This window comes from Streptomyces sp. NPDC014006 (assembly GCF_043088925.1).
Classification (GTDB): Bacteria; Actinomycetota; Actinomycetes; order Streptomycetales; family Streptomycetaceae; genus Streptomyces.
On sequence record NZ_JBICAJ010000015.1, the window covers coordinates 42,570 to 55,211 of the forward strand.

General features: G+C 73.5%; 9 protein-coding genes and 1 pseudogene. 5 read left to right on the plus strand and 5 right to left on the minus strand.

The window, feature by feature from the left end; all coding sequences use genetic code 11:
- Window positions 1-149: 149 nt before the first annotated feature.
- From ACF1GV_RS36340 to ACF1GV_RS36350, 3 genes are read right to left on the minus strand one after another with little or no spacing between them, the layout of a single operon-like run.
- Entirely contained in the window at window positions 150-806 is a 657-nt protein-coding gene (locus tag ACF1GV_RS36340) for an ATP-binding cassette domain-containing protein (protein WP_391689857.1), read from the minus strand.
- Window positions 803-3,562, minus strand: a complete 2,760-nt coding sequence (locus tag ACF1GV_RS36345) for an ATP-binding cassette domain-containing protein (RefSeq protein ID WP_391689860.1) — start codon at window positions 3,560-3,562, stop codon at window positions 803-805. The genes ACF1GV_RS36340 and ACF1GV_RS36345 overlap by 4 nt, the downstream gene beginning before the upstream one ends.
- Window positions 3,562-4,044 (minus strand): hypothetical protein, encoded by a 483-nt coding sequence (locus ACF1GV_RS36350; protein WP_391689863.1) that lies wholly within the window; start codon window positions 4,042-4,044, stop codon window positions 3,562-3,564. The genes ACF1GV_RS36345 and ACF1GV_RS36350 overlap by 1 nt, the downstream gene beginning before the upstream one ends.
- Before the next feature lie 149 nt (window positions 4,045-4,193).
- On the opposite strand from ACF1GV_RS36350, the gene ACF1GV_RS36355 reads away from it, so the two are divergent.
- The 3 genes from ACF1GV_RS36355 to ACF1GV_RS36365 all read left to right on the plus strand — a co-directional run bounded on the left by ACF1GV_RS36355 (window position 4,194) and on the right by ACF1GV_RS36365 (window position 7,190).
- Entirely contained in the window at window positions 4,194-4,760 is a 567-nt protein-coding gene (locus ACF1GV_RS36355) for a hypothetical protein (RefSeq protein WP_391689865.1), read from the plus strand.
- A gap of 17 nt (window positions 4,761-4,777) precedes the next feature.
- Window positions 4,778-6,091: an ABC transporter substrate-binding protein gene (locus ACF1GV_RS36360; protein ID WP_391689868.1), complete on the plus strand. Its 1,314-nt coding sequence runs from the start codon at window positions 4,778-4,780 to the stop codon at window positions 6,089-6,091.
- A gap of 61 nt (window positions 6,092-6,152) precedes the next feature.
- Entirely contained in the window at window positions 6,153-7,190 is a 1,038-nt protein-coding gene (locus ACF1GV_RS36365; protein WP_391689871.1) for a helix-turn-helix transcriptional regulator, read from the plus strand.
- Window positions 7,191-7,233: 43 nt separating this feature from the next.
- On the opposite strand, the pseudogene ctaD reads toward ACF1GV_RS36365, so the two are convergent.
- Window positions 7,234-9,081: pseudogene (ctaD, locus tag ACF1GV_RS36370) on the minus strand (cytochrome c oxidase subunit I); the annotation flags it as partial.
- Window positions 9,082-9,149: 68 nt separating this feature from the next.
- Here ctaD and ACF1GV_RS36375 point away from each other — a divergent pair.
- On the plus strand, window positions 9,150-9,365 hold the full coding sequence (locus tag ACF1GV_RS36375) for an I78 family peptidase inhibitor (protein WP_363266913.1): 216 nt from the start codon (window positions 9,150-9,152) through the stop codon (window positions 9,363-9,365).
- Window positions 9,366-9,464: 99 nt separating this feature from the next.
- On the opposite strand, the gene ACF1GV_RS36380 is transcribed toward ACF1GV_RS36375, so the two are convergent.
- A complete protein-coding gene (locus tag ACF1GV_RS36380) occupies window positions 9,465-10,487 on the minus strand; it encodes a phosphatase PAP2 family protein (protein WP_391689874.1) in 1,023 nt (340 codons plus the stop codon).
- Between the two features lie 469 nt (window positions 10,488-10,956).
- Here ACF1GV_RS36380 and ACF1GV_RS36385 point away from each other — a divergent pair, with 469 nt between their 5' ends.
- Window positions 10,957-12,558: an MFS transporter gene (locus ACF1GV_RS36385; RefSeq protein ID WP_391689879.1), complete on the plus strand. Its 1,602-nt coding sequence runs from the start codon at window positions 10,957-10,959 to the stop codon at window positions 12,556-12,558.
- Window positions 12,559-12,642: the final 84 nt, after the last annotated feature.

Genomic DNA, 12,642 nt, shown 5'->3' on the forward strand with positions numbered 1-12,642 from the left:
CGGCACTGGGGCGCCCCCCCCCCCGGTCGGGCGGGGGCCGGGCCACCCGCGCCGGCCCACCCCCCCCCCCCCCCGGGGGCCCCCCCCCGGGCGGGGGGGGGGGGGCCCCGAGGGCTGTGCCGGCCCCAGGGCGCCCCTGCGTGGGCCGCTCACCTCGCGGATCCCAGCCGTTCCAGCTCCGCCGCCTCGCCGCTGAAGACGACACTGCCGCGCCCCAGTTCGTACACCACCACCGTCCGGCGCCCGCGCAGCGCGGGCGGCAGCCGCTGCTCGGCGAGGATCACGCAGGCGTCGAGCGAGGCGAGCAACTCGTAGGTGCGGGCGGCCACCGCGGGCGCCATGCCCTGCGTTGGCTCGTCCACGAGCACCGCACGCGCGCGTGCCGACAGCGCGCGGGCCAGCGCGAGCATGCGCTGCTCTCCGCCGGAGAGCGTGCCGGCGCGACGCGCGAGCAGGCCCTCCAGCTGCGGGTAGGCGGTGAGGGCGGCGTCGTGGGCGCCGGCCGTGAGGGCGAGGTTCTCGCGGACGGTGAGGGAGCCGAACACCGCCTGCCGCTCCGGGACGAGGCACAGGCCGCGCCGGGCCCGCTCGTACGCCGGCAGCCGTGAGATGTCCGCGCCGTCCCACAGCACCGCCCCGGCGGCCAGTGGCACCGTCCCGGCCAGCGCGCGCAGGGCGGTGCTGCGGCCGGAGCCGTTGCGGCCCAGCAGCACCGTCAGGCCCGGGCCGGGGGCGGTCAGCGTGACGCCGTGCAGAGCCTCGAAGGGGCCGTACCGCACGCGCGCGTGGCGCAGGACGAGGGTCACGTGCCCGCCTCCTGTCCGGCCCGGGCGGCGAAGGCGTCCAGGACGCGGCCGGGCGGCCCGGAGGCGACGACCCGGCCGGCGCTCATCACATGCACGACGTCGGCGAGATCGGCGACCAGGTCCAGGTCGTGCTCGACGACGAGCAGGGCGGTGCCGTCCGCGGCCAGCGCGCGCAGCACCCGGGCCATCGCGGCGACCTCGGCGGTGTCCAGCCCGGCGGCGGGTTCGTCCAGCAGCAGCACGCGCGGGCCGCCCGCGAGCGCCCGGGCCAGCTCCACGCGCCGCAGGGCGCCGGTGGGCAGCCCGGCGGCCGGCAGCGCCCGGACGGGGCCGTCCAGTCCGAACAGCCGCAGTGCCCGCTCCACCGCCGCCGGATCGGTGAGCGGGCCCTGTTCGGCGCCGACGCGGACGTTCTCGGCGACGGTGAGGGACGGGAAGACGGCCAGTTGCTGGAAGGTCCGCCCGATCCCCAGCCGGGTGCGGGCGTACGCCGGGAGCCGGGTGACGTCCCGTTGCCCGAACAGCACCTGCCCGCGCACCGGCCGCACGGTCCCGGCCAGGCAGTGGAACAGCGTGCTCTTCCCGGCCCCGTTGGGCCCGACGACCGCCGTGACCCGGCCGCGGGCGACCTCCAGATCGACCCCGTCCAGCGCGGTGAACCCGCCGTAACGGACCCGCAGACCGCGGGCGGTGAGTACGGGGGCGGGCGCGCCGGCGGGGCCTGGGCGGGCCCTGGGTGTGCCGGCCGCCGGAGCGGTGAGGACCGGCGGGGGTGTGTCCTCCGGGTGAGCCACGCCGCCGGCGCCCCGGTCCGGCAGTGCGGCCTCCGCGCCGTCACCGCTCGCCGCCGACACCGCCGTGGCTCCCGTCAGACCCGCGCGCCCCGGGGCCCGTTCCCGGGCCGGGTGCAGCCGTGTCCGTGCCCGTGCGCCCACTGCCGTCAGGTGAGCCCCGCCCTCGAACCGCAGGCGCTCGGCCGCCGAGCGCAGCGCCTCGTACGGGCCGCCCGGGAAGCGGCCGGCGAACGCGGCCAGGACGCCGACCAGGGCCGCCGCCACCCCGCCGCGCGCGCCCGCGTCCAGGCCGACCAGGAGTGCCGCAGCGACGAGCGCGCCCAGGGTGCTGTCGGCGCCCAGCACGACCACCGCGGCGAACCACAGCAGGCTGCGCACCGGGTCGTACGTGCCGGGGTCGAAGGCGCGCAGCCCCATGCCGAGCAGGCCGCCGCCGAGGGCGGCCAGCGCCGCACCGCACACGAAGGCGAGCAGCTTCAGCGAGGGCACCTGGACTCCGGCTGCCGACGCGCCCTCCTCGTGGTCCCGCATGGCCGCGAGCGCCCGCCCGGTACGGCCCCGGCGCAGCAGCCGCGTCGCCAGCAGCGCGGCCGCGAGCAGGGCCAGTTCCAGGCCGTAGTAGGCGCGGTCGCCGGCGAAACCGGCCGGCCGGTCCAGAAGGAGCCCGGCCGTGGCGTACGGCTGGGCGAAGACGAAGCGGCTCACGCCGACCCCGACCGCGAAGGTCGCGAGGGCCAGGGCGAGGCCCCGGCGGCCGATCGCGGGCCAGCCGGTGAGCAGCCCGAGCGGCGCCACCAGCACGACGGCGACCGCGAGCGCCGTCAGCTCCGGCAGCCGAGGCAGGACGGGGAAGCGGCCGGCCGCGAGCAGCGCCGTGAACAGCGAGCCCAGGCCCGCGTACGCCGCCTGACCGAGGGAGATCTGGCCGCCCCGCCCGGTGACGACCACCAGGGACAGCAGCACGATGGCCAGCGCCGGCACCTGCACCGCCGTACGCAGGTCCGAACCGGCCAGCCCCAGCGGCAGCAGGAACAGCACGACGGCGACGATCCACGCACCGTGCGGTGCGGCCGGGGGGCGCGCGGCCACCGGGTGGGGGAGCGCGCCACGGCGGCCGATGCCGGGCAGGACCAGCGACGCCACCAGCAGCGCCACCACGAACAGGTTCGCGCCGACCGCCTGGAGCAGCGGCTGCGCCCAGCCGGCCGGGTGCAGCCGCGTCAGCTGGCTCTGCGCCACCCCGATCCCGAGCGCGACCACCACCGCGACGGGCAGGCTGCGCATCCGCGCGGCCACCGCGACCGCGACCACCTCCATCACCAGCAGCGGCAGCCCGTACGGGTCGACTCGCACGTACGGCGCCAGCAGCGCCCCCGTCAGACCGGCCGTGAACGCCCCGAACGCCCAGCCCGCAGCGGCCACCCGGTCGGCGTCGATGCCGCCGAGCACGGCCAGCTGCCGGTCGTCCACCACGGCCCGCAGCTCCCGCCCGAACCGTGTCCAGCGGATGACGGCCGACACCCCGCCCGCCAGCAGCAGCGCCACCGCCAGCTGCCCCCACGGGTCGGCCGACATCAGCTGCGGCGCGTCGTCCCGCGCTCCCTGCCCCCACAGCAGCACCGCGCCGCCGACCAGCAGCACGAACACCCCGATGGAGGCGACCAGGGTGCGCGCCGGGTCGCCGCCGAGCACCGCGAGCGGCCGGAAGACGAACCGTTCCAGCAGCACGCCGATCCCCGGCGCCAGCACCAGCAGCGTCACCACGGCGCCCAGCCACAGCGGCCAGCCCCACACCACCACGCACTGGCGCAGCGCGTACGCGCAGACCATCGCGATCGCCCCGTGCGCGAAGTTGAGCACGCCGGTCGCCCGGTAGGTGACGATGAGGCCGATCCCGGTGAGCGCGGCGGCGCTGCCGACCGACAGCCCGGCGAGCGTGAGGTCGTAGGTGAGGGAGGACATCAGTCCTCCGCGGCGTCCGGCTCGCAGATCGGGCAGGGGGCCAGCGACCCTTCCGCGAGCAGCCGGCCGTCCACCGGCAGCGCCTGCGCCTTGCCCGCGACGAGCGGGCAGTCCGCGCGGTGCCACAGCGTGCCGCCCGGAACCATCAGCGTCCGCCCGCCGACCGCGACCGGGGCGGCGGTCGACCTGCCCGCGCCGGCCGTGTCGTCCCCGTCGGCCCCGGCCGCCACCAGCAGCCCGTACAGCTCCTCCAGGCGCGCGGCCGCCCGGGCGTCCCGGCCGTGGCTCAGCAGCACCGCCCCGGCGACGATCAGTGCGGCGCCCGGCACCGTGCAGGAGGCCAGGTAGGGCAGCTGCCGCTCGGCGAACCGCTCGCCGGAGACGCCGTACCAGCCGATGACGCACAGCACCGCGCCCGCGGCCAGCGCCGCCCAGCCGGCCCACAGGACGGGGTGCACGGTCCGCAGTCGCGCTGTCCGCATCGCTGGCTCCCACACGTCACGCAGCCGCCGGCCCGGCCCACTTGCCCGGTATGCCCCTGCCGGCTGATGGCTTGCACTATGTCTGTTGTGCACCGACCCTGAAAGCACCGGGCGCCCATCGCCCGGACCGACACCCGGTGGTGAGCCAGATGGTTCTGGGAAGCGACCTCAGGCGGGGGACGGCAGACAAGGGGCGCGGCCCAGGGGCGACGGGACGGAGTACGGCAGTGGCGGCCGCTCTCGTTCTCATTCTCGCCCCGGCCCTCGCGGCGTGCAGTGACAACAACGGCGGAGGCGGGAGCGCCACGCCCTCGGCGCAGCGGACGACCAGCGCCGCACCCATGGCACCCGCGGACCCGGCCGCGGCACAGCAGGAGATCAAGCAGAACTGGCAGACGTTCTTCGCGCCGACGACACCGCTCAAGGACAAGCAGGCCGTCCTGGAGAACGGTGACCGCATGGCCCCCGTCCTGCAGGCCTTCAGCAGCGACCAGCGCGGCCGGCAGGTGCAGGCGAAGGTGACGAAGGTGACGTTCACCTCGCCGACCAGGGCGGCCGTCACGTACGACCTCGTCGTCCAGGGCGCCACCGCCCTGCCTAACGCGGCCGGCATCTCGGTCCAGCAGGACGGAAAGTGGAAGGTCTCCGACAGCACGCTGTGCGCGCTCGTCAAGCTGAGCGGCAATGCGTCCGCGCCGGCGATCCCGGGGTGCTAGGCCCCCGCTACGCAGGGATGATCCGAACGACAGGGCCTGGTCCCGCCGGCCGCACGGCCGGGGCGGCCGCCGCTGTGCTGCTGCTCATCCTGTGCGCGGCGTGTGGCAGCCGGCTGCCGGAGCGCGACTTCGAGCAGGGCACGCGCGCGTCCACGCCCGCGCCGAGCGCGGGTGCGCCGATCCGGGTCGGCATCATCACCAGTGCCACCAGCCCGGTCGGCGGGAGCACCTTCACCGGGCCGCGCGACGGTGCCAAGGCCTACTTCGACCGGCTCGACGCGCGCGGCGGCATCGCCGGCCGGCGCGTCGAGGTGCGCCTGTGCGACGACGGCGGCAGCGGCATCGGCAACAACGCGTGCGTGCACCAGCTCATCGACGAGGACAAGGTCGTCGCCCTGGTCGCCACCACCGCACTCGACTACGCGGGCGCCCCGCGCGTCTCCCACGCGGGCGTGTCCGACATCGGCGGACAGCCCATCGGCGCCGCCTACGACACCTGGCCGCACCTGTACGGCATCTACGGCAGCCTCGCGCCACGCGACGGCACACCGGGCTGGGGCGGGAAGCTGTACGGCGGCACGGAGGTCTACCGGTACTTCAAGCGCGAGCACGGCGCCCGCACGGCCGCCGTCGTGTCGTACAACCAGTCGGCGTCCGCCGCCTACGCGCGGCTCCTGGAGCGCGGGCTGAAAGCCGAGGGGTACCGGGTGGTCAGCGAGGAGGTCGACTTCGCGCTGCCCAACTTCCGCGCCGTCGCCGCCGACCTGAAACAGCAGGGCACCGACCTGGTCTTCGACGCGATCGACACACACGGCAACGCCCAGCTGTGCCGGGCGATGGACGAGGTCGGCGCGCACGTCACCGCCAAGGTGACCAACGTGCAGAACTGGACCTCCACCGTCCCGCAGGACTACAAGGACGCCCCGCGCTGCCGCAACGCCCTGTGGGCGACCGGCGCCAGCCGCAACCACCAGGACACCGGCAACAGCGCGGTACGGGAGTTCCGGGACGCCACCGAGGGACTCCCGGCGCACTCCCAGTGGCAGCTGGAGGGCTGGGCGGCGGCCATGTGGTTCACCGACGCCGCCCGCTCCTGCGCGCGACAGGGCGTCACGCGCGCGTGCGTGGACGCCTGGATGAACCGTCACGGCAACGGGTACACCGCCCGCGGTCTGCTGCTCCCCGTCGAGTTCGCGCGGCTGCCGCAGCCGCCGAAGGACCGCCGCACCTGTCTGTCGGTGGCCCGCTGGCAGGACGGCAAGGGCTGGGTGACCCAGGGCGACATGAACCGCACCTGCTTCGTGGTGCCGCAGCTTCCCTACACACCCTGACCCCCTGCGGCCGGGTCTTCGCGGACACGACCTGTCCGCAAGCCCTGGCAGACTCGGCGCCATGCTGGAGACCTCCGCACGACTGCTGCGCCTGCTGTCCCTGCTCCAGGCCCACCGCGAGTGGTCCGGCCCGGACCTCGCCGAACGGCTCGGCGTCAGCCCGCGAACCGTGCGCCGGGACGTCGACCGGCTGCGCGAGCTGGGCTATCCCGTCAACGCCAGCCCCGGCACCGGCTACCAGCTGGGCGCCGGCGCCGAACTGCCGCCGCTGCTGCTGGACGACGACGAGGCGGTCGCCGTCGCGGTCGGTCTGCGCACCGCCGCCGGGCAGGGCATCGAGGGCATCGGCGAGACCTCGGTACGGGCCCTGGCCAAGCTGGAGCAGGTGCTGCCGGGCCGGCTGCGCCACCGGGTGAGCGCGCTGAACGCCTTCACGGTGCCGATGCTGCGTCCCGGCCCGCCGACGGCCCCCCTCGACCCGGCCCTGCTCACGGAGCTGGCCCACCTGTGCCGGGACAGCGAGCGGCTGCGCTTCGAGTACCGCACACACGACGGCGCCACCAGCCGCCGTACCGTCGAACCGCACCGCCTGGTGTGCACCGAGCGCCGCTGGTACCTGGTCGCCTGGGACGTGGAGCGCGCCGACTGGCGCACCTTCCGCGTCGACCGCATCACCCCCAAGCCGCCGCACGGCCCGCGCTTCACGCCGCGCACCCCGCCCGCCGACGACCTCGGCGCGTACGTCTCGAAGGGCGTCTCCACGCGCGCGTACGCCACCCACGCCACCGTCCGGCTGCTGGTGCCCCTCGCCGAGGCCGCCGAGCGCGTCTCACCGTCCGCCGGAACGCTCGAGCCGGACGGCCCCGGCGCCTGCGTGCTGCGCACCGGTGCCGGGAGTTTGGACGTGATGGTGATCCACGTGATGATGCTCGGCTTCCCCTTCGAGGTTATCGAGCCGGCCGAGCTGGTGGACGCGATCAGGACGGCTCGGGACCGGCTTGATGCCGCTCTGGCTCGGGCTGCGGGGTCAGCGCCGCGAACTGAGGATGGTGCAGGTCGAACGCCGGGGACTCCGAGCGGATCCGCGGCAGCGCGGTGAAGTTGTGCCGCGGGGGCGGGCAGGAGGTCGCCCACTCCAGCGAGCGGCCGTAGCCCCAGGGGTCGTCGACGTCGACCTTCTCGCCGTACTTGGCGGTCTTCCAGACGTTGTACAGGAACGGCAGCGTGGACAGGCCGAGCACGAACGCGCCGATCGTGGAGACGGTGTTCAGCGCGGTGAAACCGTCGGCGGCCAGATAGTCCGGGTAGCGGCGCGGCATACCCTCCGCGCCCAGCCAGTGCTGCACCAGAAACGTGGTGTGGAAGCCGGTGAAGAGCGTCCAGAACTGGATCTTGCCGAGACGTTCGTCGAGCATCTTGCCGGTGAACTTCGGCCACCAGAAGTACAGCCCGCCGAAGATCGCGAAGACGACCGTGCCGAAGACGACGTAATGGAAGTGCGCGACGACGAAGTAGGAGTCCGTGACGTGGAAGTCCATCGGCGGGGAGGCCAGGATCACCCCGGTCAGTCCGCCGAACAGGAACGTCACCAGAAAGCCGGTCGCCCACAGCATGGGCGTCTCGAAGGACAGTGAGCCCTTGATCATGGTGCCGGTCCAGTTGAAGAACTTCACCCCCGTCGGCACCGCGATCAGGAACGACATGAAGGAGAAGAACGGCAGCAGCACCGCGCCCGTGGCGAACATGTGGTGCGCCCACACCACCACCGAAAGCCCGGTGATCGAGATCGTCGCACCGACCAGCGTGAGATAACCGAAGATCGGTTTACGGCTGAAGACCGGGATGATCTCGGTGATGATGCCGAAGAACGGCAGCGCGATGATGTACACCTCGGGATGGCCGAAGAACCAGAACAGGTGCTGCCACAGCAGCGCGCCGCCGTTGGCCGCGTCGAAGACATGGCTGCCGAAGCGCCGGTCCGCCTCCAGCACCAGCAGCGCGGCCGCCAGCACCGGGAACGCCATCAGGATCAGGACGGACGTCAGCAGGGTGTTCCAGGTGAAGATCGGCATCCGGAACATCGTCATGCCCGGGGCGCGCATCCCGACGATGGTGGTGATGAAGTTGACCGCGCCGAGGATCGTGCCGAAGCCGGACAGCGCGAGCCCCATGATCCACAGGTCGGGTCCGAGGCCGGGGGAGTGCACCGCGTCGTTGAGCGGCGCGTAGGCGAACCAGCCGAACGCGGCCGGTCCGTCCGGCACCACCAGCGAGCTGAGCACGATGAGCCCGCCGAACAGGAACAGCCAGTACGAGAGCATGTTCAGCCGCGGGAAGGCCACGTCGGGCGAGCCGATCTGCAGCGGCATCAGCTCGTTGGCGAACCCCGCGAAGCTGGGGGTGGCGAAGAGCAGCAGCATGATCGTGCCGTGCAGCGTGAAGAGCTGGTTGAACTGGTGGTTGTCGACGATCTGCAGGCCGGGCCGGGCCAGCTCCGCGCGCATCAGCAGCGCCATGATCCCGCCGATGAGGAAGAACACGAACGACGTGATCAGATAGAGGTGGCCGATCTTCTTGTGGTCGGTGGTGGTCAGCCAGTCCACGACCACCCGGCCGCGCCGCTCGCTCCGCCTGGGCCGTGCCGCCGCCCGTACGGTCTGCAGTCCCATCGTCCGCTCGCCCCTTCGCTTGTCGCGTCCCGGGTCCGCTGCAAGCCCGCGGCGCAAGCTGCGCGCGGGCCGAGGCCATGATGCGCACGCCGCGGTGCGCTCCGACAGGGGGCGTAGGGAGATTGTGTGGGGGAACCGTGGATTTCCCATGGGACGCCGATGTGTACGGCATTCGGGAAATCGGTACGGAAAGTGCGGCCCGCAGGGCTGGACCGGGGCATTTTCCGGCAGGTGTCCGAAAGGGCCGGTTCGACTCACGCGAATGGCGCTGGAATGCACCCGGAAGGCGTAATGAAGGCCGCCGGAACCGCCCCCCGGCATGACTGGACGCGATCAAACAGAACGGTGTGATCTTGTGACAGAAGCGTGACACCGCCTAGCGTGGCGGTATGGCACCCATTCCCTCCCCCTCGGGGGAGCCCCAGGACAGTCCCGAGGGTTACGTCGGCCTCGACGCCGAGCGGGCCGAGCGCCTCGCGCGCGAGCGCGGCTGGTCGACGGTGCGCTCTCTGCCGCCCGGGGCCGTCATCACCATGGAGTACCGCGTGGGCCGGCTGAACTTCGAGGTCAGGGACGGCCGGGTGGCCCGCGCCTGGAAGGGCTGAGCCGTCCGGGAGACGACGAAGGCCCCGGTTCCTGTCCGGAACCGGGGCCTTCGACGTGCGCGGCGGGGTGTGTGTGCGTACCGGCCCGCCGCGTGGCGTTCAGCTGCCCGCGGGGCGGGCCGCGGGGCTCGTGCCGCGCGCGACGCGGTCCGGGTGCGGCGGGCGGCGGCTGCCGGCCGGGGTGACCGGGGTGCGTTCCGCGCGGGTGGTGTGCGGGCCCGGGGCCAGATAGACGGGCGCTCTCGGGGCGCGGCCCGCGGTGGCCGCCGCACGGCCCGCGGGGGTCTCGTCCTGCGTCGAGGGGAGCGAGGGGACCAGCACCGGCGCCGTGACCGGGGCGGCCGGGGCCGGCGCCGTACCGGTGCGGCGGTCGCGCCAGCGGTCGCGCAGGTCGAAGATCCCGGTCTCCGCGCGGGCGATCAGCGGCTCGCACCACGGCAGCGCGAGCAGGACCAGCAGGCCCGCCGCCCAGCCGAGGAGCACATCGCTCAGCCAGTGCGTACCGAGGTAGACCGTGGACAGGCCCACGCCCAGCGCGGTCAGGGCCGACAGCGCGGACAGCCAGCGCCTGGCCCTCGGGGTGGAGGCCAGATAGGCCAGGATTCCCCAGGTCACGACGGCGTTGGCGGTATGGCCGCTGGGAAATATATCGCCGCCGAGACCCATCTCGTTCGATCCGATGACGGTCGCGTAGTGCGGGCCGAGCCGGCCCATGCCGATCTTCGCCGCGCCCACCGTGATGTTCAGCAACAGCAGAGACGCCCCCAGCGTCAGCAGGGGGCGCACCGTGTGCTGCCGCCAGGAGCGCCAGCCCAGCCAGGCGGCGACCATCACGGCGGTGGGGCCACGCTGGCCGAGCACCACGTAGTAGTCGACGAACCAGTGGATCTGCGCCCACTGCTGGTAGGGCCGGAAGAACATGACCTGCCAGTCCAGCCGGACCAGCCACGAAGTGGTCACCACCAGCCACACGATCGCCGCGTAGAAGGCCAGGGTCGAGCCGAACAGCACGACCCTGTGCCGCGTCATCCGCGGTACGTCGATGTGGGCCGGTCGTTCCGGCTCCCGGTCCAGTCTGGTGAACACCCGGTCCAGACGGGTGAGGTTCGGTTCGATACGCACCCAATCGACGTTACAGCGAGTGAGCTGTCAACTCCTGCGAATCCACGGCTTTGTGATGACGATGTGATGTGGGATTCCTCTCAACAGCGGGTCCAATTCCTGCGAATCCGTAATCGGGCAACGTCGCGCCCTGCAATTCCTTTGATCATTCCGGAGCGGGTTTTATGGTCTGTCCGAATGCGTTCACCGCGCGACCGCCCGGATTTCGCCGCCTGCTCGCGTCGCAGCGTGATCGCGGCCGGGTGGCGGCCGGCCGGCGAGCCCGCGGAGGGAGTGGCGTACGCCACATGGGTTCACCGGAACCGGTGAGACGTCCGCCACGCGAGCGGCGAGCGAATGCGCGTACGCTGACGTGTCACTCGCGTTCGCTGCGCGGGCCGGAGACGACCGCTTCTCTCCGGCCGAGTCGCGGGGGAGTCCCCACCCCCACGAGCCCGCCGGGCGTGAGGTTCATCTGGGAGGTACGTACATGTCCGGGACGACCACGGCCGCCGCGCTGCGCCGTCGGGCGGCCGGGGCCGGTGCCAACCGCTGGGTCGTTCTCGTCGTCCTGTGCGCCAGCCTGCTGCTCGTCGCCGTCGACGCCACCGTGCTGCACGTGGCGGTGCCCGCCGTCACCGAGGACCTGAGGCCCGGCGCCATCGAGCTGCTCTGGATCGTCGACACCTACCCCCTCGTCTGCGCCTCGCTGCTGATCCTGTTCGGCACGCTCGGCGACAAGGTCGGCCGCAGACGTGTCCTACTGCTCGGCTACGCCCTCTTCGGGGTGGCCTCGGCGCTCGCGGCCTTCGCTCCGAACGCGCAGGTGCTGATCCTGGCGCGGGCCCTCCTCGGCGTGGGCGGCGCGATGATCATGCCCGCGACGCTGTCGATCCTGCGGCAGGTCTTCCCCGACCGGCGCGAGCGGGCCCTCGCGATCGGCGTGTGGAGCGCGGTCGCCGCGGTCGGCGCGGCCGTCGGCCCGCTGCTCGGCGGCTTCCTGCTGGAGCACTTCTGGTGGGGATCGGTCTTCCTCGTCAACATCCCGCTGATGCTGATCAGCCTGCCGGTGGGCCGGCTGCTGCTGCCCGAGTCGACCGGAGGGGACGACGGCCCCTGGGACGTCGTCGGCGCCCTGATGGCCGCGGCCGGCCTCTTCGGCGCGGTGTTCGGCGTCAAGCGGCTGGGCGGCGGGGAGCCGGCGGGCAGCGCGCTCACCGTGCTGCCCCTGGTCGTCGGCGCGGTCCTGCTGGTCCTCTTCGTACGACGGCAGAGGCGGCGCCGGCATCCGCTGGTGGACCTCGGGATGTTCGCCCGGCCCGCGTTCAGCACCTCCGTCGGATGCATCGTGCTGGCGATGCTCGCCCTGGTCGGCCTCGAGCTGATCGCGGCGCAGTATCTGCAGCTGGTGCTCGGTCTGTCGCCGCTGCAGACAGGGCTGCGGCTGCTGCCGCTGACCTTCGCGGCGATGGCGGCCGGGCTGCTCGGAGCGCGGATGCTGCGCCGGTTCGGTCCGCGCCGGATGGTGTGCGCCGGGTTCTGCCTGACCGCGGCCGCGGTGGTGGCGCTCACGGCGATGGGCGCGACCGACAACGTGCCCCTGCTGCTGGCGGGCTTCGTCCTGCTCGGCTTCGGACTGGAGACGACGCTCTTCGGGGCGTACGAGTCGATGCTGAGCGAGGCGCCGGCCGAGCAGTCGGGCGGCGCGGCGGCGATCGGTGAGACGTCGTACCAGCTGGGGGCCGGGATCGGCATCGCGCTGCTGGGCAGTGTGATGAACGCCGCGTACACGCCCGGGCTCGCGGACGTGCCGGGCGTGCCGACGCCGGCCTCGGCGGCGGCCGGGCACTCGCTCGGGGAGGCCTACGAGGTCGCCGGCCGGCTCGGCGGGACGGCCGGGGACGCGCTGCGCGCTGCGGCGCGGGCGTCCTTCGTCCACGGGCTGCACGTGACGCTGCTGGTGAGCGCGGGCCTGTTGCTGCTGGGCGCGGTGATGGCGCTGCGGCTGCCGCGCGTGATGCAGTGCGGCGAGCCGGAGCCGGTGGAGCTGCCGGCGCCCCGCGAGGCGCAGAGATCGCGCGTCTCGGCGTGACACCGCACGCGGACGCACCCTGGGACTGGACGTACGGAACACCGCGTCGTAACGTCAGCGGCACCAATCGTAACTAGCGGTGCT

Excerpts from the sequence above, each read along its gene's own strand:
- ACF1GV_RS36365 (WP_391689871.1), top strand. The coding sequence starts at position 6,153 with ATGCTGGAGACCTCCGCACGACTGCTGCGCCTGCTGTCCCTGCTCCAG.
- ACF1GV_RS36375 (WP_363266913.1), top strand. The coding sequence starts at position 9,150 with ATGGCACCCATTCCCTCCCCCTCGGGGGAGCCCCAGGACAGTCCCGAG.
- ACF1GV_RS36385 (WP_391689879.1), top strand. The coding sequence starts at position 10,957 with ATGTCCGGGACGACCACGGCCGCCGCGCTGCGCCGTCGGGCGGCCGGG.
- ACF1GV_RS36350 (WP_391689863.1), bottom strand. The coding sequence starts at position 4,044 with ATGCGGACAGCGCGACTGCGGACCGTGCACCCCGTCCTGTGGGCCGGC.
- ACF1GV_RS36355 (WP_391689865.1), top strand. The coding sequence starts at position 4,194 with ATGGTTCTGGGAAGCGACCTCAGGCGGGGGACGGCAGACAAGGGGCGC.
- ACF1GV_RS36360 (WP_391689868.1), top strand. The coding sequence starts at position 4,778 with ATGATCCGAACGACAGGGCCTGGTCCCGCCGGCCGCACGGCCGGGGCG.
- ACF1GV_RS36345 (WP_391689860.1), bottom strand. The coding sequence starts at position 3,562 with ATGTCCTCCCTCACCTACGACCTCACGCTCGCCGGGCTGTCGGTCGGC.